Here is a 22,155-nt window from a genome sequence, read left to right as displayed (position 1 = left end):
CGGACGACGTCAAGGCTCCGATGGTCGTCTCCGCGCGGGTGCCAACGTCAAGGCGGTGCAGCGGATGCTCGGGCACGCGTCGGCGTCGATGACGCTGGACATGTACGCGGGGCTGTTCGGTGACGACCTGGACGCAGTCGCTAACCGGCTAGACGAGGCGGTCGCCGCACCTTCCCGAGGCGCAACCCTCGCCCGTTCCACCGGGACCGGCCACCGAAAGGACAAGGACTATTCAAGGACTCGACGCGCCAGCGGCGACGTGATCGACCTCGGGAAATGGCGAAGCCCAGGCCGATGACCTGGGCTTCTGTACCGAGCCGCTTGACGGAATCGAACCGTCGACCTACGCATTACGAGATCAGATTTTCAGCGCCGACGACCTGGGCGCATGGGGGTCTAGCAGCGGAAATGCCTCTCGACATCTCACACCACTCCCCCGCCGTCCGCCGACCTCTTGCGGACTAGATGCGGACCGCTCGCGGTCAGGAGGCAGACATGCTCGACCCTGCCTTGCACGTCAAGGCGATCCCGCCGCCTCACTGGGAAGTGGTCGGGCTCATGGCTTCAATGAGGGCTGGAAAGATCGCGTGCATGATCTCCCTACCTCAACCCGACGACCTGGCTTCCCTGGACTTGCGCACCGGTCTTCACGACGACGCGGCCAGGGCGGGTCGGTGAATCCCAACAAGGCGACGCCTCGGATTGTGGCGGAAGAGGATCTAGCCGACTTCACACCCGGCCAGTTCCTGGAGGTCATGAAAGCCCTCACGGTGATCCTGACGCTGCCCCAGTCAGCCGCCGACCACGTCGACGCGCTCGTGGTAGCCACCGGTCAGGGCGAAGAATGGCGTCTCACTCATGCGATCCGCAACTGGGAGGCGAACCCAGCGCACCGCCACCTTCTAGTGGCAAACGGGAACCCGGATGAAGAGACCTACGTCGAGGTCACGCTCGACTACCTACGGAGCCTCGGCCTTCGTCGCGTCAATGGGGTCTACATCCAGACCGAGCCGGCCCCCAACACCGGCTTGCAGGCCGCATGGATCGTCAACCAGGTCCAAGCCCGCGGCATCACCAGCCTCGCGCTCGCTGTCTCCCCCTACCACCTGGCCCGCGCCTACCTCACGGTCCTCAAAGCATTCACCAGGAGTGGATTTCGCCTCCCCATGATCCCGCTCCCCGTGACCGTGCCCCCTGACACACCCGTCCCGGAAACCGGAGCGACCGCCTACGACCTCGTACCCGGCGAGATCAAACGCATCCTCAACTACATGGACAACGGATGGGTCGCCAAGCCGGAGGAAGTGCAGCAGTACCTACAGTGGCTTTGGAGCCACCACAGGGGCCTCCTCGTCACGAGCCCGATCTGAGGCAGTCGTAGACCCGTCCGGCCTGCCTGCGAAAGGTGGCCGCCACTCTGCCCCCGTCCCCCGGATAGGTGCCAAGGACTGCGGCGCCCGGTCGGGGTCAAGGGTGGCCGTAGGCCATCGGCGCGCCGACGTGCAGCGCCCTTGACGCCGGCCGGGTGGTGTAAAGGATCAGGCACTCGGGGGATGGGTCACGCCCTGGTCCTCGGCGTCATCGAACCGCGGAGAGTGCCCGCGTGACTCGGAGGCAAGCAGCTCTGCTGCGCGGCAGCGATCGCCCCACCATCGACGGCGAGCAACCCCGATGGCGATCGTCCCGGCTCAGCCTCTCATGCTCTTGATGCTCCGCAGCGTGGCCGGCCGGCCCGGCCGATGCCGGCCGGAGGTCGCCAGCAGGCCGGGGCCGGGCCGGCGCGGCCCGCTCTGCGGGCCGCCTTGATCTCATAGAGCGCAATTCGGCAAACGCTTCGGCTAGGTCAGTGTCCCGTCACGGGAGATGCTTGACGCTCGCGTCCCACCTGATGCCCGACATGATCCTCAAGAGGAGTCGCGGAGGCCCTCACGGTCCGCGACAGGGGCGCGCATCGCGGCTAGAAGAGTGCGTCTGATCTTCGCCTGCCGGGCAGATCATATGGGCCTACTGAAATTGTCTGCTGCACCTGCCGGCGACAACTCAAGCGGTCGTCAAAAGCTTCGAAGGTGCCCGATGGAGTCTGTGCCATGGTCAGGCAGGAATGTACGAGCGCTGTTGAACGTCACGTGCATGCCCCTACGCTCAGGACGCTCAGGACGCGTTCTCTCTGACCGTGCTTGGTTCGTCACAGTTTCTCGCTCCGATCTTGTCTTGACGGCGTCGTGCCGGGTTGGGTCATCGGATGGCCCTCATCGCGTACGACAATGTGGACGCCGCAGCCTTCGAGGCGACCCGGCACCTGTCGGAAGACGCTCTCGGCGTTTGGCGGGACGCGATCACCCGGCACCTCGATCCGCGCTCAGGGACCCGCCTGCTTGACCTTGGGTGCGGCACCGGCAGTTGGTCGCGCGCGTTCCGGATCTGGTGGCCGGAGGCCGAGGTGATCGGGGTGGAGCCGTCCGCGGCGATGCGGGACCGTGCCGAGCATCGGCCGGTTCTTGCCGGCGAGGCCGGGGACATCCCGCTGGACGACGCGACCGTCGACGCGGTGTGGCTGTCCACCGTCGTCCACCACATCCCCGACCTGACCGCGGCCGCCCGCGAGGTGCGCCGGGTGCTGAAGCCGGACGGGCCGGTCCTGATCCGGTCCGCGTTCGCCGGCCGGCACGAGGCGATCACGCTGTTCCGCTACTTCCCCGAGGCGATCGCTGTGCTCGACCGCTATCCGAGGGTGGCGGACGTCGAGGCGGCGTTCGCGATCACCGGGTTCACCACCGCAGGCTTCGTGCAGGTTCCGCAGACGACCGCGCCGTCCCTGCGGGACGCCGTCGCGAGCCTGCGGCGCGAGGCGCACACACCGTTGCAGCTGATCACCGATGAGGCGTACGCGGCGGGTCTGCGCCGCATGCGCGAGGCCGCGGAGACCGCGACCGGACCGGTAATCGACGGTCTCGACCTGCTCGTGCTGCGGTGACCGCTTATCCAAGGTGCCGATCCCTCGCTTTCTCGTCGACGAGCTGGCCGCGCACGTGGCCGGCAAGCGCCGCGACGAGCTGGTGTTCACCGCTCCGAACGGTGGGCCGCTGCGCAACACCAACTTCCGGTCGCGAGTCTTCGCACCAGCAGCGGCATCGGTCGGGCTGGCCGGGCTGACTCCGCACGACCTTCGGCACACGGCCGCCAGCCTGGCCGTGGCGGCAGGCGCCAACGTCAAAGCGGTGCAGCGGATGCTCGGGCACGCCTCGGCGTCGATGACCCTGGACGTGTACGCGGGCCTGTTCGGTGACGACCTGGACGCCGTCGCCAACCGGCTGGACGAGGCGGTCGCCGCACGGGATGCGGACTATTTGCGGACTGGCACGGCCGGCGGCGGGGTTGTCGACCTTGGAAAACGGCGAAGCCCAGGCCGTTGACCTGGGCTTCTGTACCGAGCCGCCTGACGGAATCGAACCGTCGACCTACGCATTACGAGTGCGTCGCTCTAGCCGACTGAGCTAAGGCGGCAACGATCGTCAAGTGTACGGCACGGCCCGCCCACCAGCCGAGGGGGTTCCCCCACCCGGGAACCCGGACATCGGACGCGATCGGTCGTTCGCCGGACAGCGGTAGCGGCTCGTCGGCGCTACGCTCCGGCGGGTGACCGACGATCACCCCACGTCCGGGTCCGACGTTCCCGCCGAGCACGCCCCCGGCGAGCGGGCGGCCCGCCGGCCGCTCAGCCTCGACCCGGTGGAGCTGGGCTTCACCCCGCGTAAGCCGGTGCCCTGGCTGGCGCCGTTCCTGCTGATCAGCACCGGCATCCGGACGCTGCTGGCGATGCTGTTCGGGGCGTACCTGGACAAGCGGGAGCTGCAGAACGCGCTGGATTCCAAGATCGCCCGGCAGGTCGGACCGGACGGCGGGCTCTGGCTGGACTACGTGGCCGACCTGGGCGACGGCTTCAACGCCACCTACTCGGTGGCGTACCTGCTCGCGCAGCGGGAGCTGGAGGTGGACGGGCACCGGCTGCCCCGGGCGCAGACCCTGGTGATGGGGGGCGACCAGGTCTACCCGTCGGCGGCGTACGAGGCGTACGAGGACCGGTGCAAGGGGCCGTACCAGGCCGCGCTGCCGGTGGCGCCGCCCGAGCGACCGACGCTTTTCGCCGTGCCCGGCAACCACGACTGGTACGACGGCCTGACCGCCTTCCTGCGCCTGTTCGTCCGGTCCCGGGACCGGCACTTCGGCGGTTGGGGCACCGGGCAGTCCCGCTCGTACTTCGCGGTGGAGCTGCCGGCCGACTGGTGGCTGCTCGGCCTCGACGACCAGTCCGGGTCGTACCTGGACGACCCGCAGCTGGCCTACTTCGACGAGGTGGCCCGCCGACTGGGCCCGCAGAGCATGATCATCCTGGCGGTGCCGGCGCCGACGTGGGTCAAGTCCGTCGACCATCCCACCGCGTACGACTCGATCGACTACTTCATCCGGACGATCCTCGCCCCCACCGGCGCGCACGTGCGGCTGCTCATCTCCGGCGACCTGCACCACTACGCCCGGTACGCCGGCCCGGAGCGGCAGCTCATCACCTGCGGGGGCGGCGGGGCGTACCTGTACCCGACGCACAAGCTGCCGGAGCGGATCGAGGTGCCGCCGAAGGACACCCTGTCCCGCCGGGCCAGCGCCACCCGCCCGTACGACCTGGTCGCCCGCTACCCGGACGCGGCCCGGTCCCGGCGGTACGGCTGGGGGATCTTCCCCCGGCTGCCGTTCCGCAACCCGGGTTTCACCACCCTCCTCGGGGCCCTGCACACGCTGCTCATGCTGGCCATGGCCGGGGTGACGGCGAACCGGACGGGCAGCACCGAGCAGCGGCTGTTCAGCGTCCCGTTGGTGATCATGTTGGGGGTGACGCTGCTCGGGGCGGCCTTCTTCGCCAAGCCACCGAGCGCCGGCGGGAAACGGCACGTCCGGCACTGGATCCTCGGGGTGAGCCACGGGCTGGCGCAGGTGGCGCTGGCCGCCGCCGGCACCTGGGCCTGGCTGGCGCTGCCCTTCTACGACTGGCCCTGGCCGCTGCCGGCGGTCGCCGCGGCGGTCGTCTACGGCCCGGTGATCGGCCTGGTGTCCAGCCAGGTGGTGGCGGCGTACCTGCTGGTGGCGGGGGCGTTCGGGGTGAACGTCAACGAGCTCTTCGCCGGCCAGGGCATCGAGGACTCCAAGTCGTTCCTGCGGATGCGGATCGACCCGGACGGCTCGCTGACCATCTACCCGATCGCGGTCGACCGGGTGTCCCGGGACTGGCAGTTGAACCCCGACCAGTCCCCCACCACCTCCTGGCTCACCCCGAAGACCACCCTCACCCCCCGCCTGGCCGAACCCCCGGTCACCCTCGACGGCCCCTCAACCCGCGTTGATCATGAAGCTGGCCGCGGTTGAAGAGAACGACTCCGCCGCTAACTTCATGATCAACGGAGACGGAGACGGAGAGAGGAGGGCGGGGGATCAGGCCGAGTAGTGCTGGTCGTGGGCCTGGCGGGGGGCGCAGACCGAGGCGCGGGAGCAGGAGCAGCGGGAGCCGTCGGCGTCCAGCCGTACCGTGACCGCGTCCCGGGGGACGCTGTGCCCGACCACCTTGCCGTCGCCCGCGGGCGTGGAGACCCGGCTGCCGACCGGCGGGGCGGACTCCTGGAAGCGCTGGTAGAGCGGGTGCTCGTACTTCAGGCAGCACATCAGCCGGCCGCAGGCGCCGGAGATCCGCAGCGGGTTGAGCGGCAGGTCCTGGTCCTTCGCCATCCGGATGGTCACCGGCTCGAAGTCGTTGAGGAAGGTGGCGCAGCACAGGTCGCGACCGCAGGAGCCGATGCCACCCTGAACCCGCGCCGAGTCCCGGGCGGAGAGCTGGCGCAGCTCGACCCGGCAGCGCAGGGTCGCGCCGAGGTCGCGGACCAGGGAGCGGAAGTCCACCCGGTGCGGAGCGGTGAAGTAGACGGTGGTCCGGTCGCCGCCGACCTCCCCCTCGCCCAGGACGTGGTCCACGGCGACGACCTTCATCGGGAGCCCGTGCTCCCGGATCAGCCGCTTGGCGGCCACCTTCGCCTCGGCCTTGCGCCGGCGCAACACCTCGTCGCGACGCAGGTCCTCCTCCTCGGCCAGTCCGGCCAGCTTCGGGAAGCCGTCGGTCTCCTCCGACACCCACTGAGCCGCCCAGACGCACTCGGCCACCTCGGGCCCGTCGTCGGTCGGGACCAGCACCCGGTCGCCGACCTGCGGCTGCAGCTCACCCGGGTCGAGGTAGTAGAGGCGCCCGTACCGGTTGAAGCTGACCGCGCAGAGCATGCCCATGCGGTCCACCCTACGACGGACGACCGGCGCCGGCCCGGCCACCCGTCGCCAGGCGGTTACCCCGTGCAGTCATCCACGATCGTCGACTCGTTCCCTTGGGCCTCGCCCGGACGGCTGAATCGGGCCCCCGGGCGGGACAAACGCCCCGGTGGAGGCGTTGAGTGGAGGCAGACCTGCGGGGGGTGCAGGGAATGGCCACGGCGCCGCCGCCGGGCCCCGGTCCAGGCCGGGCGCCGCGCGGCGCCGTGGACCACCCGGTCAGTGACCCACCCGGGTGGTGCTGTCGTAGCGGACCGGGCCGCCGGTCGACGCCCGCCAGGTCGACTCGGCCAGGCTCGGCGACCACTGGCGCAGTAGCGTCTCCGCGCCGTCGTACGCCACCCCGAGCACCGCGAGCACCCGCGTGGCGATCTCCGCCGCCGCGCCGGTGCCGGTGGCGGAGTCGCCCCCCGGCGCGGTCGCGGCGAGGACGCGTACCGCCTCGGTGGAGCCGAGCACCTCGGCGAGGACCCGGGCCACCGCCAGCCGGCTGCCCTCCACCCAGTGGGCGAGCGCGTCGGCGTACCCGGCGGTCGACTCGATCCGCCCGACCAGGCTCTCCGGCCCCTCGTCGAGGTGGCGCAGCAGCGCCGAGCGGGCCTCGTCGTACGCGGCGGCGGCCGGGCCGGACCACAAGCCCGGATCGGCGAGGGCGGCGCACGCGTCGTCGTACCCCCGGACGAGCCGGCGCACGGCGTGCCCGGCGGTCGTCAGCGGCGCCGGGTGCAGGTCGAGGAAGGCGCGCAGCGCGTCGCCGGGCAGCACCTGCATCCGGCGCAGCAGCGGCCAGAGCCGGTGGCCCTCGGGAGCGCCGGCGGCGAGCAGGTGGTCGACCCGGCGCAGCAGCTCCAGGCCGGGCTCGGCGAGCCGGTCCAGGGCGTCCATCAGGGCTCCTCGAACAGCCGTCGGCGGGCGGTGTCGTCGGTGCCGGCGTAGCGGTCGGCGGCGCTGCGGACGGCGGCGGCCGCGGCGGCGAGCCGGGCGGCGGCCGCCCCCGCCTCCCGGGCCCGGTCGCCGGTGGCGGCGGTCCACTGCCGGTGCAGCGCCCGGCCGACCTCGCCGGGGCGGCCCGGGGCGTCCGCGCCGAAGGCCGGGTGGGCCGGGTCGGTGGCGGTCACCGTGCGGGCGAGCACGGACAGCGTGTCGCTCGCCTCCTCCAGGCGGGCGGCGAGGGCGCGCAGCGCGTCCATCTCAGGCCCCCGCCAGCGGCCGGTACGCCGCGAAGGTCTCGTTGTGCAGCTTCTCCCGGGCCCACCGCGCGGCGTCCGCCGCGGCGGCGACGGCGGCCTGCACCGAGCCGGCGACGTCGCGCGGGTGGCGGGAGTGCAGCGGCCCGAGGAAGCGGACGTCGGTGATCCGGCCGCCGGCGGTCACCACCACCTCGACCAGCCCGTCCGGCGACCGGACGGTGACCTCGACGGTGTTGACCGCCTGGTCGAACTCGGCCTGGAGGGACTCGATCCGGCGGTAGCGCCGCACCGCCTCCTCGATCCACGCCTCGTCGATCTCGCGCGGCATCGGTTCTCCCCCCGGCCGACCATCACCCTGTGTGCCCTCACCGTCACCACGGCACACCGGACCGTACCGCACGCCCGTGACACCTGTCGATGCCTGTGGACAGCGGAAACTATCCCTTCCAGAGGGTGAGCATCATCGCCTCGACCGCGATCCGGGGCTTGACGTTCGCCTCGATCGCCGCCCGGCACTCCAGCACGGCCTCCAACCGCCGCAGCGCGCCCTCGGCGTCCCACTTCTGCGCGCCGGCCTCGGCCATCGCGGCGGTGTCGGTGTGCACCGGGGCCACCGGGGCGCGCAGCGCCATGGTGAGCGCGTCCCGGTAGAAGCCGGCCAGGTCGACCAGGGCCCGGTCCAGCGCGTCCCGCTGGGCGCGGGTGGCCCGTGACTTCTGCCGCTTCTCCAGGTCCTTGAGCTGCCCGGCGGCGCCGCGCATGGCGCCGGCCGCGCCGCGCCCGGTGCCGCCCGCGCCGAGCGCGGTCTGCAACGCCGCCCGTTCGGCCGCGTCGGCCTCGGCCACGGACGCCTCGGCCTCCGCCTCGGCCGCCTCGATCAGGGCCGACGCCGCGTCGAGCGCCGCGCCGACGCCGGTCAGCCGGCGGGGCACCGCCAGCACCGCGTCCCGGCGCTGTCGCGCCTCGGGGTCGCGGGCCAGCCGCCGGGCCCGCCCGACGTGCCCCTGCGCGGCCGCCGCCGCCCACTGCGCCACGTCGGGCGCGATGCCGTCCCGGCGCACCAGCACCTCGGCCACCGCGGCGGCCGGCGGCTGCCGCAGCGGTACGACCCGACAGCGCGACCGGATGGTCACCGACACGTCGTCCGGGTGGGTGGACGGGGCGCAGAGCAGGAAGACGGTCCGCGGCGGCGGCTCCTCGATCGCCTTGAGCAGGGCGTTGCCGGCGGCCTCGGTGAGCCGGTCGGCGTCCTCGATGATCACGATCTGCCAGCGCCCGCCGGACGGGGTGCTGGCCGCCCGGAGCACCAGCGCGCGCATCTCGCCGACCCCGATGGAGAGCCCCTCGGGCACCACCAGGCGCACGTCGGCGTGGGTGCCGGTCATCGTGGTGTGGCAGCCGGGGCACTCGCCGCAGCCCGTGCCGTACGCGCACTGCAGCGCGGCGGCGAAGGCGCGGGCGGCCACCGACCGGCCGGAGCCGGGCGGGCCGGTGAAGATCCAGGCGTGGGTCATCCCCGCCCCCGGGTCAACCCCCGACTGTCCCTCGACCCCGGCCTGTCCAGATCCGACGGCGATCGGGTGGGCGGCGCGCAGCACGGCGGCGGCCGCCGCGGCCGCGTGGCGCAGCGTGGCGACCGCCTCGTCCTGGCCGACCAGGTCGGCGAAGACGTCCGGCATCAGGTCGGGTGCTCCATCGTCACCAGCTCCGCGTCGGATAACTCGGGCTGCACCGAGGTGTCCGGCCCGTGGGCGGGGCGCGGGTGCACGATGCCGGCCGGGTCCACCAGGAACTCCTGGACCCGGCGGGCGACCAGGGCGGCGATCTCCTCGGCCGGGCGGGAGGCGTCCAGCACCAGGTAGCGCTTCGGGTCGTTGGCGGCGAGGTCGAGGAAGGCGTACCGGACCCGCTCGTGGAAGGCGAGGGACTCGGCCTCCAGCCGGTCGGCGCCCTGGTTGCGGGACTCCACCCGGGACAGGCCGGTGCGCGGGTCGACGTCCAGCAGCACCACCAGGTCGGGCTTGAGCCCGCCGGTGGCCCACGAGGAGAGCCAGGAGACCTCCTCGACCGGCAGCGTACGGCCGGCACCCTGGTAGGCCAGGGAGGAGTCGACGTACCGGTCGCTGATCACCACCGCGCCCCGGACCAGCGCCGGGCGGACCACGGTGGCGACGTGGTGCGCCCGGTCGGCGGCGTAGAGCAGCGCCTCGGCGCGCGGCGAGGGTGCCTCGGCGCCGGCGTTGTCGAGCACCAGGGACCGGATCCGCTTGCCCACCCCGGTGGCGCCCGGCTCGCGGGTGACCACCACGTCCCGGCCCTGTCCGCGCAGCCGCTCGGCGAGCGTGTCGAGCTGGGTGGACTTGCCGGCGCCCTCGCCGCCCTCGAAGACCACGAAGAGGCCGGTGGAGACGAAGGGCTCGGCCGGCATCAGCGGGCGGCCCCGGATCGAGCCCCAGAGGTCGGCGAGGACCGGCACGCCCTTCTTGTCGTCCATCTGCCCGAACGCGCTGATCCCGGCGAAGATGCCGGCGGCACCGGCAGCGAGCAGCAGCAGCCGGGTGGAGGAGACGGAGACGCCGAGGTCGGCGATGGTGAGCTTGCGGGAGCCGCCGACGCCGACCAGGAGGCTGCTCAGCGCGATGGCCAGGATCAGCACCAGCCGGGTGCCGATCTGCACCACCGCGAAGACCCGGCCGCGCACCTCGTCGGCGACCTCGCCGCCGAGCAGCGTGGTGCCGGCGAGGAAGGCCATCCCGGCCCCGGCGCCCACCAGGATCGCGCCGAGCATGGCCATCGACAGGTGGATGGCGAAGGCGAGCACCAGCACGGACGCGCTGGCCAGCACGATGCTCATGCCGAACCAGCGGCGGCGGGACATGTCCCGGACGATCATCGGGCCGAGCCCGATGCCGAGGGCCAGGCCGATGAAGATCGCCCCGAAGAGCATGTAGAAGGCGGCGTCGCCGGCGCCGAGCGAGGCGGCGAAGAACTTGGCGGTGCCGATCACGATGCCGCCGCCGGCGAACGCGCCGAAGATGCCCAGCACCAGGCCGCGTACCAGCGGGGTCTGCTTGATGAACTTCCAGCCCTCGGTGAACTGGCGCATCATGCTCTGCTCGGTGCGTTCCCGCTCGCTGGCCTGCGCCTGGCTGATCTCCTTGATGCCGAAGGCCACCACCAGCGCGGTGGCCAGCCGGGAGAAGGAGTTGAACCAGAGGGCGAGCTGGGCGGGCTCGGCCCAGCCCGGCATCTCGCCACCGGTCGCCGCGCGGACGCTGCGGTCGAGCACCGCCAGGCCGATCGCGGCGGCCACCGGGGTCAGCCCGTACGTGGTGATCAGCGTGAGCTGGTTGGCGGTCTCCAGCCGGGCGCGCGGGATCAGGTTGGGGACCGCGGCCTCCTTGGCCGGGATCCAGAGCAGGGTGATGGTCTCGATCAGGAAGGTGGCGACCGCCGCCCAGCTGACCACCACGCCACCGCTGGCCCCGGTGAGGGCGAGCAGCGGGATCGAGGCGAAGAGAACGAAGCGCAGCAGGTCGCAGATGACCATCGTCCAGCGCCGGTCGAAGCGGTCGGCGAGCACGCCGGCCACCGGCCCGAGGATCAGCGCCGGCAGCAGCCGGACCGCGATCAGCGTGCCGAAGGCGGCACCCTTGGCGGTGCTGCCGGAGACCTGGGCGGCGGCGAAGACGGAGGTGGCGAGCAGGCCGAGCCAGTCGCCGAAGGCGGCCGCGCCGAGCACGATCCAGAGCCGACGGAACGGCCGGATGCGCAGCACCGAACGGATCGCGGCGGCGCCGGACCGGTCGGCCTGGGCTGCGCCGGACTGCGCCCCGGGCGTCGACACGCCGGGCGACTCGCCGTTCTTCTGGCTTTCGATGGCCGTACCTCCACGTGCCGGCCCAACGCTGGGCAGTCCCGGTGGAACACTCTAGTCCCGGTGGGGGACCTCCCCACCGGCGACATTCTCCTGCTCGCCGAGCCTAGGCCGCCGGGACCAGCGACCGCAGCCCGGCGTTACATGAGGGTATTTCGCATTACTATCCCGGACAGTTAGCGTGCACCCGTGGCCATCGACAGCGACACCCTGCGCGAGCGCCTCGACTCGGCGACCGCCCACCTCGACCCGCCGTACGCCGTGGTCGACCTCACGGCCTTCGACGCCAACGCCGCCGCGCTGGCCGACCGGGCGGGCGGCAAGCCGGTCCGCGCCGCCAGCAAGTCGATCCGCTCCCGGGAACTGACCACCCGGGTGCTGGCCCGGCCGGGCTGGGCCGGCGTGATGGCGTTCACCCTGTCCGAGGCGATCTGGCTGGTCCGCTCCGGGGTGACCGACGACGCGCTGGTCGCATATCCGACAGCGGAGCGGGCGACGCTCGCCGAGCTGGCCGCCGACCCGGCGCTCGCCGCGGCGGTCACCCTGATGATCGACGGCACCGAACAGCTCGACCTGATCGACGCGGTCCGCGCCCCCGGCCAGCGGCCGGAGCTGCGGGTCTGCCTCGAGCTGGACGCCTCCTGGCGACCGCTGGGCGGGCGGGTCCACGTCGGGGTGCGCCGCTCACCCGTGCACAGCGCCCGGGCCGCCGGCGCGCTCGCCGCCGCCGTCGCCGCCCGGCCGGGCTTCCGGCTGGTCGGGCTGATGGCGTACGAGGCGCAGATCGCCGGCCTCGGTGACGCGCCGCCGGGGCGGGCCGTCATGGGCGCCGCGATCCGGCTGGCGCAGCGCGGGTCGTACCGGGAGCTGCTGGCCCGCCGGGGCGCGGCGGTCGCGGCGGTACGCGAACACGCCGACCTGGAGTTCGTCAACGGCGGCGGCACCGGCAGCGTGGCCGCCACCAGCGCCGATCCCGCGGTCACCGAGGTGACCTCGGGATCGGGGCTGTACGGGCCGACGCTGTTCGACGCGTACCGCGCCTGGCAGCCGACGCCGGCGGCGTTCTTCGCCTGCGCCGTGGTCCGCCGACCGACGCCGCAGCTGGCGACGGTGCTCGGCGGCGGCTGGATCGCCTCCGGCCCGGCCGAGCGGAGCCGGCTGCCCCGGCCCTGGCTGCCGGCCGGGCTGACGCTGGTCGGCACCGAGGGAGCCGGTGAGGTGCAGACCCCGCTGGCCGGCGCCGCGGCGGCCGGGCTGCGGGTCGGCGACCGGGTGTGGTTCCGGCACGCCAAGGCGGGCGAACTCTGCGAGCACGTCAACGTGTTGCACCTGGTCTCCGGTGACGAGGTGGTCGCCACCGTGCCCACCTACCGCGGCGAGGGGCACGCCTTCCTCTGACCGGGGCCGCCCGGCCGGGGCCGTCAGCCGGGTTGGACGGCCTCGGTGGCGTCCACGTGGCGGTGCAGGTACTCGCGGATCAGCGCCTTGGCCTCGGCGAGGACCCGCTCGTCGCCCTCGGGCTTGCGGCGGAACGCCAGCTTGATCAGGGCGTCCGCGGCCTCGACGGCGATCTCCAGGCAGAACCGCAGCCGCGGTTCGTCGGTCATGCCGAACCGCTCGGTCAGCACCCGGGCCAACTGGTCGGCGATCACGCCGTTGTTGTCCCGCTGCTCATCGAGCAGGTGCAGGTCGACCACGTCGCCGAAGTGCAGGGTACGGAACCCCGGGACCGTCCGGTGCATCGTGATGTACTCGTCGATCCCCGCGTCGACACCGTCCCACCAGTGGGTCAGGTCGTCCGAGGCGAACCGCTCGTCGAGCCGCTGCAGGTAGGACTCCATCGTGCGCAGGGTCAGCGCCTGCACGATCGCCCGTTTGTCCGGAAAGAACTGGTAGACCGACCCGATCGCCACCTCGGCACGTTCGGCGAGCAGCGTGGTGGTCAGTCCCTCGTACCCCACTTCGTCGACGAGTTCGGCACAGGCGTCCAACATCCGCTGGACCCGCGCGACACTTCGACCCTGCACCGGAACGCGGCGCAGCGGCCCGGTCGTGGCGGCTGGTGTGGACACTCGGCGCCACCCCCCTTCGACGGAAGAACATATCTGGTTGTCACGAGTCCGTGACTACCGGTACAACGAGCGGACCTCGATTGCGGTATTTACCAGGAACAACGTTCCTGATATGAAGTCAGTTCATATTCATGTCGAGGAGCGCGCCGATGGCCGGTACCGCCACCGCATGGTCCAACTGGGCCGGCAACCAGCACAGCATCGCCACCGCCATCCTGCGCCCCGCCACGCTGGACGCCGTCACCGAGGCCGTCCGGGACGCCGCCGCCGCCGGTGAACGCATCCGGGTGGTCGGCAGCGGCCACTCGTTCACCCCGATCGCCGTGGCCGACGGTCGGCGGATCGAGTTGACCAGCCTGGCGACCGACGTCCGGGTCGACCGGGACCGACGCCTGGTCACCGTGCCCGCCGGGATGACCCTGCACACGCTCAACGCGCTGCTCGCCCGGCACGGGCTCGCGCTGCCCAACCTCGGCGACATCGACGCCCAGACCGTCGCCGGCGCGATCTCCACCGGCACCCACGGCACCGGAGCAGGATACGGCTGCCTGTCCACCTTCGTCACGGCGCTGACCCTGGTCACCGGCACCGGCGAGGTGCTGCGCTGCTCCGCCGACGAGCAGCCGGACGTCTTCGCCGCCGCCCGCGTCGGGCTGGGCGCGCTCGGCGTGCTGGTCGAGGTGACCCTGCGCTGCGTCGACGCCTTCGTGCTGCGCGCCCACGAGCGCCCCGCGCCGCTGGACTCGGTGCTCGCCGAGCTGCCGACACTGATCGACGCGCACGACCACGTCGAGTTCTACTGGTTCCCGTACACCGCGCGGGTGCAGGTCAAGACCAACGACCGGGTGCCCGCCGACGACCGGCCGCTGCCCCGGTGGCGCGGCTGGCTGGACGACGACTTCCTCGCCAACACCGTCTTCGCCGGGGCCTGCCGGCTGGGCCGCGCCGTGCCGGCGCTGGCCCCGACCATCAGCGCGGTCTCCGCCCGGGCGCTCACCGAACGCACCTACACCGGCCGCTCGGACACGGTCTTCTGCACCCCGCGCCGGGTCCGCTTCGTGGAGATGGAGTACGCCCTGCCGCGCGCCGCCCTGCCGACCGCGCTCGACGCGCTCCGGCGGATCGTCGACGGGCTGCCGTTCAAGGTGCTCTTCCCGGTCGAGGTGCGGTTCACCGCCGCCGACGACATCTGGCTGTCGCACGGCTACGGCCGGGAGTCCGCGTACGTGGCGATCCACCAGTACGTCGGCATGCCGTACGAGCCGTACTTCCGGGCCTTCGAGCAGGTGGCGACCGACCTCGGCGGCCGGCCGCACTGGGGCAAGCTGCACTACCGGGACGCGGCGTCACTCGCCACGGCGTACCCCCGCTTCGCCGACTTCCTGGCGGTCCGCGACCGCCTGGACCCGGACCGGCTCTTCACCAACCCGCACCTGGACCGGATCCTCGGCTGAGTGCTCCCCGGGCACCGAGGGCCCGGGGTCCGTCACTCGGCGGAGCTGGCCGCCTTCTTCGGGGCGGCCTTCTTCGCCGGAGCCTTCTTGGCCGCCGTCGCCTTGGCGGTGGTGGTCTTCTTGGCCGCGGTCGACTTGGCCGCGGCGGTCTTCTTCGCCGCCGTCGCCTTCTTGGCCGGGGCCTTCTTGGCGGCCGCCTTCTTCTTCGGAGCCGGCCCCTTCGCCCGCTTCTCGGCCAGCATCTCGGAGGCCTGCTCGATGGTCAGCTCCTCCGGGGTCTGGCCCCGGCGCAGCGACGCGTTGAACTCGCCGTCGGTCACGTACGGCCCGAATCGGCCGTCCTTGATGACCAGCGGCTTCTCGCTCAGCGGGTCGACGCCCATCTCCCGCAGCGGCGGCGCGGCGGCGCGGCGCTGGCGGGCCTTCGGGGCGGCCAGCAGCGCCAGCGCCTCGTCCAGCGTGACGGTGAACATCTTGTCTTCCGAGTCCAGCGAACGGAACTCGTCACCGCGCTTGACGTACGGGCCGTAGCGGCCGTTGTTGGCGAAGACCTCGACCCCGTCGGGGGCCACGCCGATCAGCCGGGGCAGGCTGAGCAGCTTCAACGCCTCGTCGAGGGTGAGCGAGTCCGGCGTCTGCGAGCGCAGCAGCGAGGACTTGCGCTCGCCGCTGGCCACGTACGGGCCGAACCGGCCGGACTTGAGCAGGATCGGCTCGCCGGTGGCCGGGTCGTCGCCGAGCTTGCGCTCGCCCCCGCCGCCGAGGAACAGCTCGTGCACCTTCTCCGGGGTCAGCTCGTCGGGCGCCAGCCCCTCGGGGATCGGTGCCCGGTCGCCCGGGGCGCCGCCCTCCTCGCCCTCCGCCTTCGGCGCGGGCTGCTCGCCCGGCACCGCCCGCTGCAGGTACGGCCCGAACCGGCCCACCCGGACGACGACCTCGCGGCCCTCGTCGTCGGTGAAGAGCGGGATCGAGTTGACGCTGCGCGCGTCGATGTCGGTGATGTTCTCGGTGACCAGCTTCTTCAGCCCGCCGGCGTGGGCGATGGCCTGGTCGCCGGTGCCGTTGGCGCTGCCGAAGTAGAAGGAGGTGAGGAAGTCGACCGCGGCGTGCTCACCGCCGGCGATCTCGTCCAGCTCGTTCTCCATGCTGGCGGTGAAGTCGTAGTCGATCAGGCGCGGGTAGTGCCGCTCCAGCAGCCCGATCACCGCGAACGCCAGGAAGGACGGGATCATCGCCTGGCCGCGCTTGGAGACGTACCCGCGGTCCTGGATGGTCTGCATGATCGACGCGTACGTCGACGGGCGGCCGATGCCCAGCTCTTCCAGCGCCTTGACCAGCGACGCCTCGGTGTAGCGCGACGGCGGCTGGGTGTGGTGGCCCTGCGCGGCCAGCTCGTCGGCGGTCAGCGGCTGGTCCTTGACCAGGGTGGGCAGCCGGCGCTCGGCGTCCTCGGCCTCGGCGTTCTCGTCGTCGCTCGACTCGACGTACGCCCGCAGGAAGCCCGGGTCGGTGATGGTCTTGCCGGTCGCGCCGAAGTCGGCCTCCTCCTGCGCGGAGGAGACGGCGCGGATGCGCACCGAGACGCTGGAGCCGACCGCGTCGGTCATCTGCGAGGCGATGGTGCGCCGCCAGATCAGCTCGTAGAGCTTGAACTCCTCGGCCGACAACTCCTTGGCCACCTCGCCCGGGGTGCGGAAGTTGTCCCCCGCCGGGCGGATCGCCTCGTGCGCCTCCTGCGCGTTCTTCACCTTGCCGGTGTAGCGGCGCGGCTCCGGCGGCACGCTGCGCTCGCCGTACAGCTCGACGATCTGGCGGCGGGCCGCCGAGATGGCGGTCTCCGACAGGTTCACCGAGTCGGTACGCATATAGGTGATGTAGCCGTTCTCGTAGAGGCGCTGCGCGGTGCGCATCGTCTGCTGCGAGGAGAGGCGCAGCTTGCGGGCCGCCTCCTGCTGGAGGGTGGAGGTGATGAACGGCGCGTAGGGGCGGCGGCGGTAGGGCTTCTCCTCGACCCGGGTGACGGTGAACGGCCGCCCGTCGAGGCGGGCCGCCAGGCCCCGGGCGCCGCCCTCGTCCAGGTGCACCACGCCGGCGCCGGCCCGGACCCGACCCGTGGTGGGCTCGAAGTCCTTGCCGGTGGCGATCCGGTCGCCGTTCAGCGCGACCAGGGTGGCGTTGAAGGTCCGCGGGCCCTCGCCGGCGTTCGCCACGGCCAGGGTGGCCAGGATGTCCCAGTACTCGGCGGTGCGGAAGGCCATCCGCTGGCGCTCCCGCTCGACCACGATCCGGGTCGCCACGGACTGCACCCGGCCCGCCGAGAGCTTCGGCATGACCTTCTTCCACAGCACCGGCGAGACCTCGTAGCCGTAGAGCCGGTCGAGGATGCGGCGCGCCTCCTGGGCGTCGACCAGGTCGCGGTCGATCTCCCGGGGGTTGGCCACCGCGGCCTGGATCGCCGGCTTGGTGATCTCGTGGAAGACCATCCGCCGGACCGGCACCTTGGGCTTGAGCGTCTCCACCAGGTGCCAGGCGATGGCCTCGCCCTCGCGGTCCTCATCCGTCGCCAGGAAGATCTCGTCGACCTCCTTGGCCAGCTTCACCAGCTTGCTGATCTGCTGCTTACGGTCCGCGGAGACGACGTAGAGGGCGTGGAAGCCGTTGTCGACGTCCACCCCGAGCCGGGCCCACGCCTCGCCCTTGTACTTGGCGGGCACGTCGGCGGCGTTGCGCGGCAGGTCCCGGACGTGGCCGAAGCTGGCCTCCACGACGTATCCCGGGCCGAGGTAGCCCGAGATCGTCTTGGCCTTCGCCGGTGACTCGACGATGACCAGACGGGTGGTTCCAGCGTTGCTCGGCACGTCTCTCCCCGACCTCACTCCTGCTCCATGCCCGATTCGGGCCGTGTTGCACCCCACCGGACCACCGGCGGTCCGGATGTCCAACGTAACGCGCCGCCGGGGTTTCGGGTTTCGCGGGCGACAAACAGCCTCCGCGCGGCGGGCGCCACGGCGCCGCGCGGGCTTCACGGGCCGGACGGCGCCACCGTACACCGTGGGTAGGGCCGGAGGCGGGCCACTGTGACGATGGCGGACCCTCAGCCGAGGGTCACCAAGCCGTTTTACCGGCCGAGACGCCGCCCGGCTGTCCTCGATCGGACACCTCGTCGCCGCGCCCGCCTGACCCGGCCTGATCGACTCCGTTACGGCGAGGCGGCGGTGTCCCGGTGGCCCTGATCCCGCCACCTCGGCGCCATGGAGTCGATCTTGCAAACCCGTCCCCGTCCCTGAGCCGGTGGTCAGGTCGGGGTCGGCCAGGCGTCCGGCGGGGTGGCCGACGGCCGCTCGCCGACCAGCTCGGCCAGCCGGGTCAACCGCCGACGCCCGGCGATCCGGAAGGCCGGCCCGCCGTCGTCCGGCTCCGACACCGCCGTCGGCAGGCCAACGGCGGCGAGCGCCGCCCGCACCGTCGGCCACCACTCCTGGTCACCCGGGCCGAGCCCGAGCAGGAACCCCGCGGGGTCGGGCCGGCCGGCGGCGGCCAGCCAGAGCCGCAACCGCCGACCGTTGAGATGGAAATGCGCGGGCGGGCGCTTGCGGCCCGCGTCGGTCAGCCAGGCCGTCGCCAGCGGCGCGAGGGTCCGCGCGTACGAGGTGCGCACGGCGTAGCGCTGGTCCTCGGTCGCCTCCCAGCTCGCGGCCAGCCCCCGTAACCCCAGCTCGGCGACGAGCACGTGCACCCGCCAGGCGGCGTCGACCACGATCGACAGTCGGGCGGTACGCCCCATCCGGCCCACCTCGCCGGGGCCGGCGAGCAGGCCGGCCAGGTCGGCGACGGACGGGTCCGCCGCCTCGGTGCCGAACAGCGAGAGCTGGCGCACCGGTTCGGGGGGTGAGTCGGGAGGGGTCAGCGACACTCCGGAACCTCGTGAAAAGCCTGTTTGAGCTCTTGATCGTTGAGCCGGCTGGTGTCCAGCGCGCTCGCGTCGTACTCCTTGGTGAGCGTCTCGACCGTGGCCTTGACGCCGTCGTAGAAGGTGGTGGCCTCGCCGGTGCCGAGCCCGTCGATGGTGTCGCGGGCCCGGCCGTACGCGTCCCGGACCTTCTCCAGGGTGGTCTGGAACCCCTTGGAGATCTCCTCGCCGTGCTCGGTCTCGGGGACACCGGCGTCGGCGACCCTGCGCCGGGCGGTCTCGCTGGCGTCCGCCGCGCCGGCGAAGAGCCGGACCAGGTTCTCCTTGGCCTGCGCCGGGGTGGTCTGCGCGGTCATCTGCTGGTCGGTGCTGCTGGTGAGCTTGCTGATCTCGGCCCGCCAGGGGGTGAGCGCCTCGCAGACCGAGGCGGCCCAGGCCCGCGGGGTGGGCCCTCCGCCGCAGGCGGCGACGGCGAGCACGAGCGTGGCCAGGACCACCGTGAGCTTTCCGGCGGCTGTCGCCCGGCACGTACGCATGCGTTGCAGCGTACGGCCTCCGCGCCGATGCGCCACCGCTCAGGTTTGCCGCCCTCGGGGCGCGGCGGACGGGTTCCCGGCCGGCGGTCGGCCGACCGGGAACCCACCGTCGCCTCAGGCGTTGACCGTCTCCGCCCGCTCCGGGCTGCCCGCGCCGGAGCCGCCGTCGGAGGAGTCCATCGCCACGCCCTTGCGCTTGCTGAACACCACCGCGGCCACCACGATCAGGGTCGCGACCAGCGCGATCGTCAACCGCAGCGGGGTGTTGCGGTCGGCGCCGACGCTCCACGCCACCACGGCCGGCGCGATCAGCAGCGAGACCAGGTTCATCACCTTGATCAGCGGGTTGATCGCCGGGCCGGCGGTGTCCTTGAACGGGTCACCGACGGTGTCGCCGATGACCGTCGCGGCATGCGACTCGGAGCCCTTGCCGCCGTACGCGCCGTCCTCGACCAGCTTCTTGGCGTTGTCCCAGGCGCCACCGGAGTTGGCCAGGAAGACCGCCATCAGCGTGCCGGCACCGATCGCCCCGGCCAGGTACGCCGCCAGCGCGCCGGGCCCGAGGCCGAAGCCGACCGCGATCGGCGCGAGGATGGCCAGCAGACCGGGGGTCATCAGCTCGCGCTGCGCGTCCCGGGTGCAGATGTCGACGACCTTGCCGTACTCGGGGCGCTGGGTGCGGTCCATGATCCCGGGCAGCTCGCGGAACTGCCGGCGGACCTCCATCACCACGGCCCCCGCCGAGCGGGACACCGCGTTGATGGCGAGCCCGGAGAAGAGGAAGACCACCGCCGCGCCGATGATCAGGCCGACCAGGTTGCGCGGGTTGGACACGTTCAGCGAGTTGAGGATCTCGGTGCCGACGTCCCCGACCCCGGCGTCGGCGTACGCGGTGCGCAGGGTGTCGGTGTACGAGCCGAACAGGGCGGTCGCGGCGAGCACCGCCGTGGCGATCGCGATGCCCTTGGTGATCGCCTTGGTGGTGTTGCCGACCGCGTCCAGCTCGGTGAGGATCCGGGCGCCGTTCTCGTCGATGTCGCCGGACATCTCCGCCACGCCCTGCGCGTTGTCGGAGATCGGGCCGAAGGTGTCCATCGCGACGATCACGCCGACGGTGGTGAGCAGGCCGGTGCCGGCCAGCGCGACCGCGAAGAGCGAGAGCGTGATGGAGCTGCCGCCGAGCAGGAACGCCCCGAAGACGCCGGCGGCGATCAGCAGCGCCGAGTAGACGGCCGACTCCAGGCCGACGCTGATGCCGGCGAGGATGACGGTGGCCGCGCCGGTCTGCGAGCTCTTGCCGATGTCCTGCACCGGGCGCCGGTTGGTCTCGGTGAAGTAGCCGGTCAGCGCCTGGATGGCGGCGGCCAGCACGATGCCGATGACGACCGCGCCGATGGCGACGATCCGCGGGTTCTGGTCGACGTCGGTCAGCCCGCCCTCCAGCTCGGCGAAGGTCGCCGGCAGGTAGGCGAAGGCGGCGATCGCCACCAGCACCGCCGAGATCACCGCGGAGAGGTAGAAGGCCCGGTTGATCGCGGTCAGGCCGTTGCGGTCCGAGACGCGCAGCCGAGTGATGAAGACGCCGACGATCGCGACGAGGACACCGATGGTGGAGATGATCAGCGGGAAGACCAGGCCGTCCTCGCCGAACGCGGCGCGACCCAGGATCAGGGCCGCGACCAGGGTCACCGCGTACGACTCGAACAGGTCGGCGGCCATGCCGGCGCAGTCGCCGACGTTGTCGCCCACGTTGTCCGCGATGGTGGCCGCGTTGCGCGGGTCGTCCTCGGGGATGCCCTGCTCGACCTTGCCGACCAGGTCGGCGCCGACGTCGGCGGCCTTGGTGAAGATGCCGCCGCCGACCCGCATGAACATGGCCAGCAGGGCGGCGCCGAAGCCGAAGCCCTCCAGCACCGTCGGCGCGTCCCCCTTGAAGAGCAGGACGACCATCGCGGCGCCGAAGAGGCCGAGCCCGACGGTGAGGAAGCCGACCACGCCGCCGGTGCGGAAGGCGATCTTCATGGCGGCCTCGCGCCCGCCCTGCGCCTCGCGGGCCGCCGCGGCGACCCGCAGGTTGGCGCGGGTGGCCAGCCACATGCCGGCGCCACCGATGGACGCGCTGAACAGGGCACCGACCACGAAGAAGGCCGACCGGCCGAGCTTCACCGCCAGCTCGCTGCCGTCGGTGTCGTGCACCGGGAGCAGGAAGAGGAGCACGACGGCGACGACGACGAAGATCGCCAGCGTCCTGAACTGCCGGAGCAGGTACGCGGAGGCGCCCTCCTGTACCGCTCCGGAGATCTCCTGCATGTTGGTGGTGCCCTTACCGGCTGCCAGCACGGCCTTGGTCAAGGCGGCGGCGAAGACGAGTGCCACCAGCGCGATCACCGCGGCGATGACGACGTACGTCAGGTTTCCTCCGGAAAGGGACAGCGCGCCGCCATCGGCGGCCAAAGTCCCGGACATCTATGTCCTCCTGTACCGAACACTGTCGCGCCGGCCAGCGGACGCACTGACCCGACGCCTGGATGCGGTTGCGCAAGCGCACCAACCCACCCCACCGGACCAGCGATGAACGCACATACCCGCTGGTTGCGGGAAGGATCACTTGCTGACAACCCCGGTACTGTAGCCCCGTGCAGTGTTGGAGGTCACATCCGGGGGACGCCGTGTCCGGATGATCTTTGTAACTGTGTTATGAGGAAAAATCTGATATAGGAGCCCATCAGCACGTCGAGGCCGCGACCCCGAAGGGT

General features: G+C 72.2%; 17 protein-coding genes and 1 tRNA gene. 6 read left to right on the top strand and 12 right to left on the bottom strand.

Going from position 1 to position 22,155, the window contains the following annotated elements:
- Positions 1-674: 674 nt before the first annotated feature.
- From ACTWM8_RS02475 to ACTWM8_RS02465, 3 genes are all read left to right on the top strand, one after another.
- The gene (locus ACTWM8_RS02475) at positions 675-1,370 is read left to right on the top strand and encodes a hypothetical protein (RefSeq protein WP_446212368.1); all 696 of its coding nucleotides are present in this window, start codon (positions 675-677) and stop codon (positions 1,368-1,370) included.
- Positions 1,371-2,242: 872 nt separating this feature from the next.
- The gene (locus ACTWM8_RS02470; protein ID WP_446212367.1) at positions 2,243-2,974 is read left to right on the top strand and encodes a class I SAM-dependent methyltransferase; all 732 of its coding nucleotides are present in this window, start codon (positions 2,243-2,245) and stop codon (positions 2,972-2,974) included.
- A 13-nt stretch (positions 2,975-2,987) separates the two neighbouring features.
- Entirely contained in the window at positions 2,988-3,413 is a 426-nt protein-coding gene (locus ACTWM8_RS02465) for a tyrosine-type recombinase/integrase (protein ID WP_446212366.1), read from the top strand.
- 17 nt (positions 3,414-3,430) lie between these two features.
- Here the strand turns inward: ACTWM8_RS02465 and ACTWM8_RS02460 are convergent.
- Positions 3,431-3,504 (bottom strand) — tRNA-Thr (locus tag ACTWM8_RS02460).
- A gap of 132 nt (positions 3,505-3,636) precedes the next feature.
- Here ACTWM8_RS02460 and ACTWM8_RS02455 point away from each other — a divergent pair.
- The gene (locus tag ACTWM8_RS02455; protein WP_446212365.1) at positions 3,637-5,415 is read left to right on the top strand and encodes a metallophosphoesterase family protein; all 1,779 of its coding nucleotides are present in this window, start codon (positions 3,637-3,639) and stop codon (positions 5,413-5,415) included.
- Between the two features lie 66 nt (positions 5,416-5,481).
- Here ACTWM8_RS02455 and ACTWM8_RS02450 read toward each other — a convergent pair whose 3' ends face one another.
- The 6 genes from ACTWM8_RS02450 to tmk form a co-directional block, all read right to left on the bottom strand.
- Complete coding sequence (locus tag ACTWM8_RS02450) at positions 5,482-6,321, bottom strand: PSP1 domain-containing protein (protein WP_446212364.1); 840 nt, start codon at positions 6,319-6,321, stop codon at positions 5,482-5,484.
- A 258-nt stretch (positions 6,322-6,579) separates the two neighbouring features.
- A complete protein-coding gene (locus ACTWM8_RS02445; RefSeq protein ID WP_446212363.1) occupies positions 6,580-7,245 on the bottom strand; it encodes a hypothetical protein in 666 nt (221 codons plus the stop codon).
- Positions 7,245-7,550, bottom strand: coding sequence for a hypothetical protein (locus tag ACTWM8_RS02440; RefSeq protein WP_446212362.1), 306 nt, complete (start codon positions 7,548-7,550; stop codon positions 7,245-7,247). Before ACTWM8_RS02440 ends, ACTWM8_RS02445 begins: the two co-directional genes overlap by 1 nt.
- A gap of 1 nt (position 7,551) precedes the next feature.
- On the bottom strand, positions 7,552-7,878 hold the full coding sequence (locus tag ACTWM8_RS02435) for a YbaB/EbfC family nucleoid-associated protein (protein ID WP_446212361.1): 327 nt from the start codon (positions 7,876-7,878) through the stop codon (positions 7,552-7,554).
- 109 nt (positions 7,879-7,987) lie between these two features.
- On the bottom strand, positions 7,988-9,229 hold the full coding sequence (locus tag ACTWM8_RS02430) for a DNA polymerase III subunit delta' (RefSeq protein ID WP_446212360.1): 1,242 nt from the start codon (positions 9,227-9,229) through the stop codon (positions 7,988-7,990).
- Positions 9,229-11,292 carry a dTMP kinase gene (tmk, locus tag ACTWM8_RS02425; protein ID WP_446214443.1) on the bottom strand — a complete coding sequence of 688 codons (2,064 nt, stop codon included), beginning with the start codon at positions 11,290-11,292 and terminating at the stop codon, positions 9,229-9,231. Before tmk ends, ACTWM8_RS02430 begins: the two co-directional genes overlap by 1 nt.
- Before the next feature lie 324 nt (positions 11,293-11,616).
- On the opposite strand from tmk, the gene ACTWM8_RS02420 reads away from it, so the two are divergent.
- Positions 11,617-12,825 carry an alanine racemase gene (locus ACTWM8_RS02420; RefSeq protein WP_446212359.1) on the top strand — a complete coding sequence of 403 codons (1,209 nt, stop codon included), beginning with the start codon at positions 11,617-11,619 and terminating at the stop codon, positions 12,823-12,825.
- A gap of 23 nt (positions 12,826-12,848) precedes the next feature.
- Here ACTWM8_RS02420 and ACTWM8_RS02415 read toward each other — a convergent pair whose 3' ends face one another.
- Positions 12,849-13,421: a TetR family transcriptional regulator gene (locus tag ACTWM8_RS02415; protein WP_088959222.1), complete on the bottom strand. Its 573-nt coding sequence runs from the start codon at positions 13,419-13,421 to the stop codon at positions 12,849-12,851.
- 227 nt (positions 13,422-13,648) lie between these two features.
- On the opposite strand from ACTWM8_RS02415, the gene ACTWM8_RS02410 reads away from it, so the two are divergent.
- On the top strand, positions 13,649-14,953 hold the full coding sequence (locus ACTWM8_RS02410; protein ID WP_446212358.1) for a D-arabinono-1,4-lactone oxidase: 1,305 nt from the start codon (positions 13,649-13,651) through the stop codon (positions 14,951-14,953).
- A gap of 32 nt (positions 14,954-14,985) precedes the next feature.
- On the opposite strand, the gene topA is transcribed toward ACTWM8_RS02410, so the two are convergent.
- From topA to ACTWM8_RS02390, 4 genes are all read right to left on the bottom strand, one after another.
- Positions 14,986-17,811 carry a type I DNA topoisomerase gene (topA, locus tag ACTWM8_RS02405; RefSeq protein ID WP_446212357.1) on the bottom strand — a complete coding sequence of 942 codons (2,826 nt, stop codon included), beginning with the start codon at positions 17,809-17,811 and terminating at the stop codon, positions 14,986-14,988.
- Between the two features lie 437 nt (positions 17,812-18,248).
- Positions 18,249-18,866: a hypothetical protein gene (locus ACTWM8_RS02400; protein ID WP_446212356.1), complete on the bottom strand. Its 618-nt coding sequence runs from the start codon at positions 18,864-18,866 to the stop codon at positions 18,249-18,251.
- Positions 18,857-19,399 carry a hypothetical protein gene (locus tag ACTWM8_RS02395; protein WP_377609847.1) on the bottom strand — a complete coding sequence of 181 codons (543 nt, stop codon included), beginning with the start codon at positions 19,397-19,399 and terminating at the stop codon, positions 18,857-18,859. The genes ACTWM8_RS02400 and ACTWM8_RS02395 overlap by 10 nt, the downstream gene beginning before the upstream one ends.
- A 114-nt stretch (positions 19,400-19,513) precedes the next feature.
- Complete coding sequence (locus tag ACTWM8_RS02390) at positions 19,514-21,865, bottom strand: sodium-translocating pyrophosphatase (protein ID WP_446212355.1); 2,352 nt, start codon at positions 21,863-21,865, stop codon at positions 19,514-19,516.
- Between the last annotated feature and the right edge of the window lie 290 nt (positions 21,866-22,155).

It is taken from the genome of Micromonospora sp. IBSANI012 (assembly GCF_052814045.1).
This window is presented reverse-complemented; position numbering and strand designations above follow the sequence as displayed.

Bases quoted from the DNA above. Each gene is read 5' to 3' on its own strand.
- ACTWM8_RS02470 (WP_446212367.1), top strand. From the start codon at position 2,243: ATGGCCCTCATCGCGTACGACAATGTGGACGCCGCAGCCTTCGAGGCG.
- ACTWM8_RS02450 (WP_446212364.1), bottom strand. From the start codon at position 6,321: ATGGGCATGCTCTGCGCGGTCAGCTTCAACCGGTACGGGCGCCTCTAC.
- ACTWM8_RS02445 (WP_446212363.1), bottom strand. From the start codon at position 7,245: ATGGACGCCCTGGACCGGCTCGCCGAGCCCGGCCTGGAGCTGCTGCGC.
- ACTWM8_RS02440 (WP_446212362.1), bottom strand. From the start codon at position 7,550: ATGGACGCGCTGCGCGCCCTCGCCGCCCGCCTGGAGGAGGCGAGCGAC.
- ACTWM8_RS02435 (WP_446212361.1), bottom strand. From the start codon at position 7,878: ATGCCGCGCGAGATCGACGAGGCGTGGATCGAGGAGGCGGTGCGGCGC.
- ACTWM8_RS02430 (WP_446212360.1), bottom strand. From the start codon at position 9,229: ATGCCGGACGTCTTCGCCGACCTGGTCGGCCAGGACGAGGCGGTCGCC.
- ACTWM8_RS02415 (WP_088959222.1), bottom strand. From the start codon at position 13,421: ATGTTGGACGCCTGTGCCGAACTCGTCGACGAAGTGGGGTACGAGGGA.
- ACTWM8_RS02410 (WP_446212358.1), top strand. From the start codon at position 13,649: ATGGCCGGTACCGCCACCGCATGGTCCAACTGGGCCGGCAACCAGCAC.
- ACTWM8_RS02395 (WP_377609847.1), bottom strand. From the start codon at position 19,399: ATGCGTACGTGCCGGGCGACAGCCGCCGGAAAGCTCACGGTGGTCCTG.
- ACTWM8_RS02390 (WP_446212355.1), bottom strand. From the start codon at position 21,865: ATGTCCGGGACTTTGGCCGCCGATGGCGGCGCGCTGTCCCTTTCCGGA.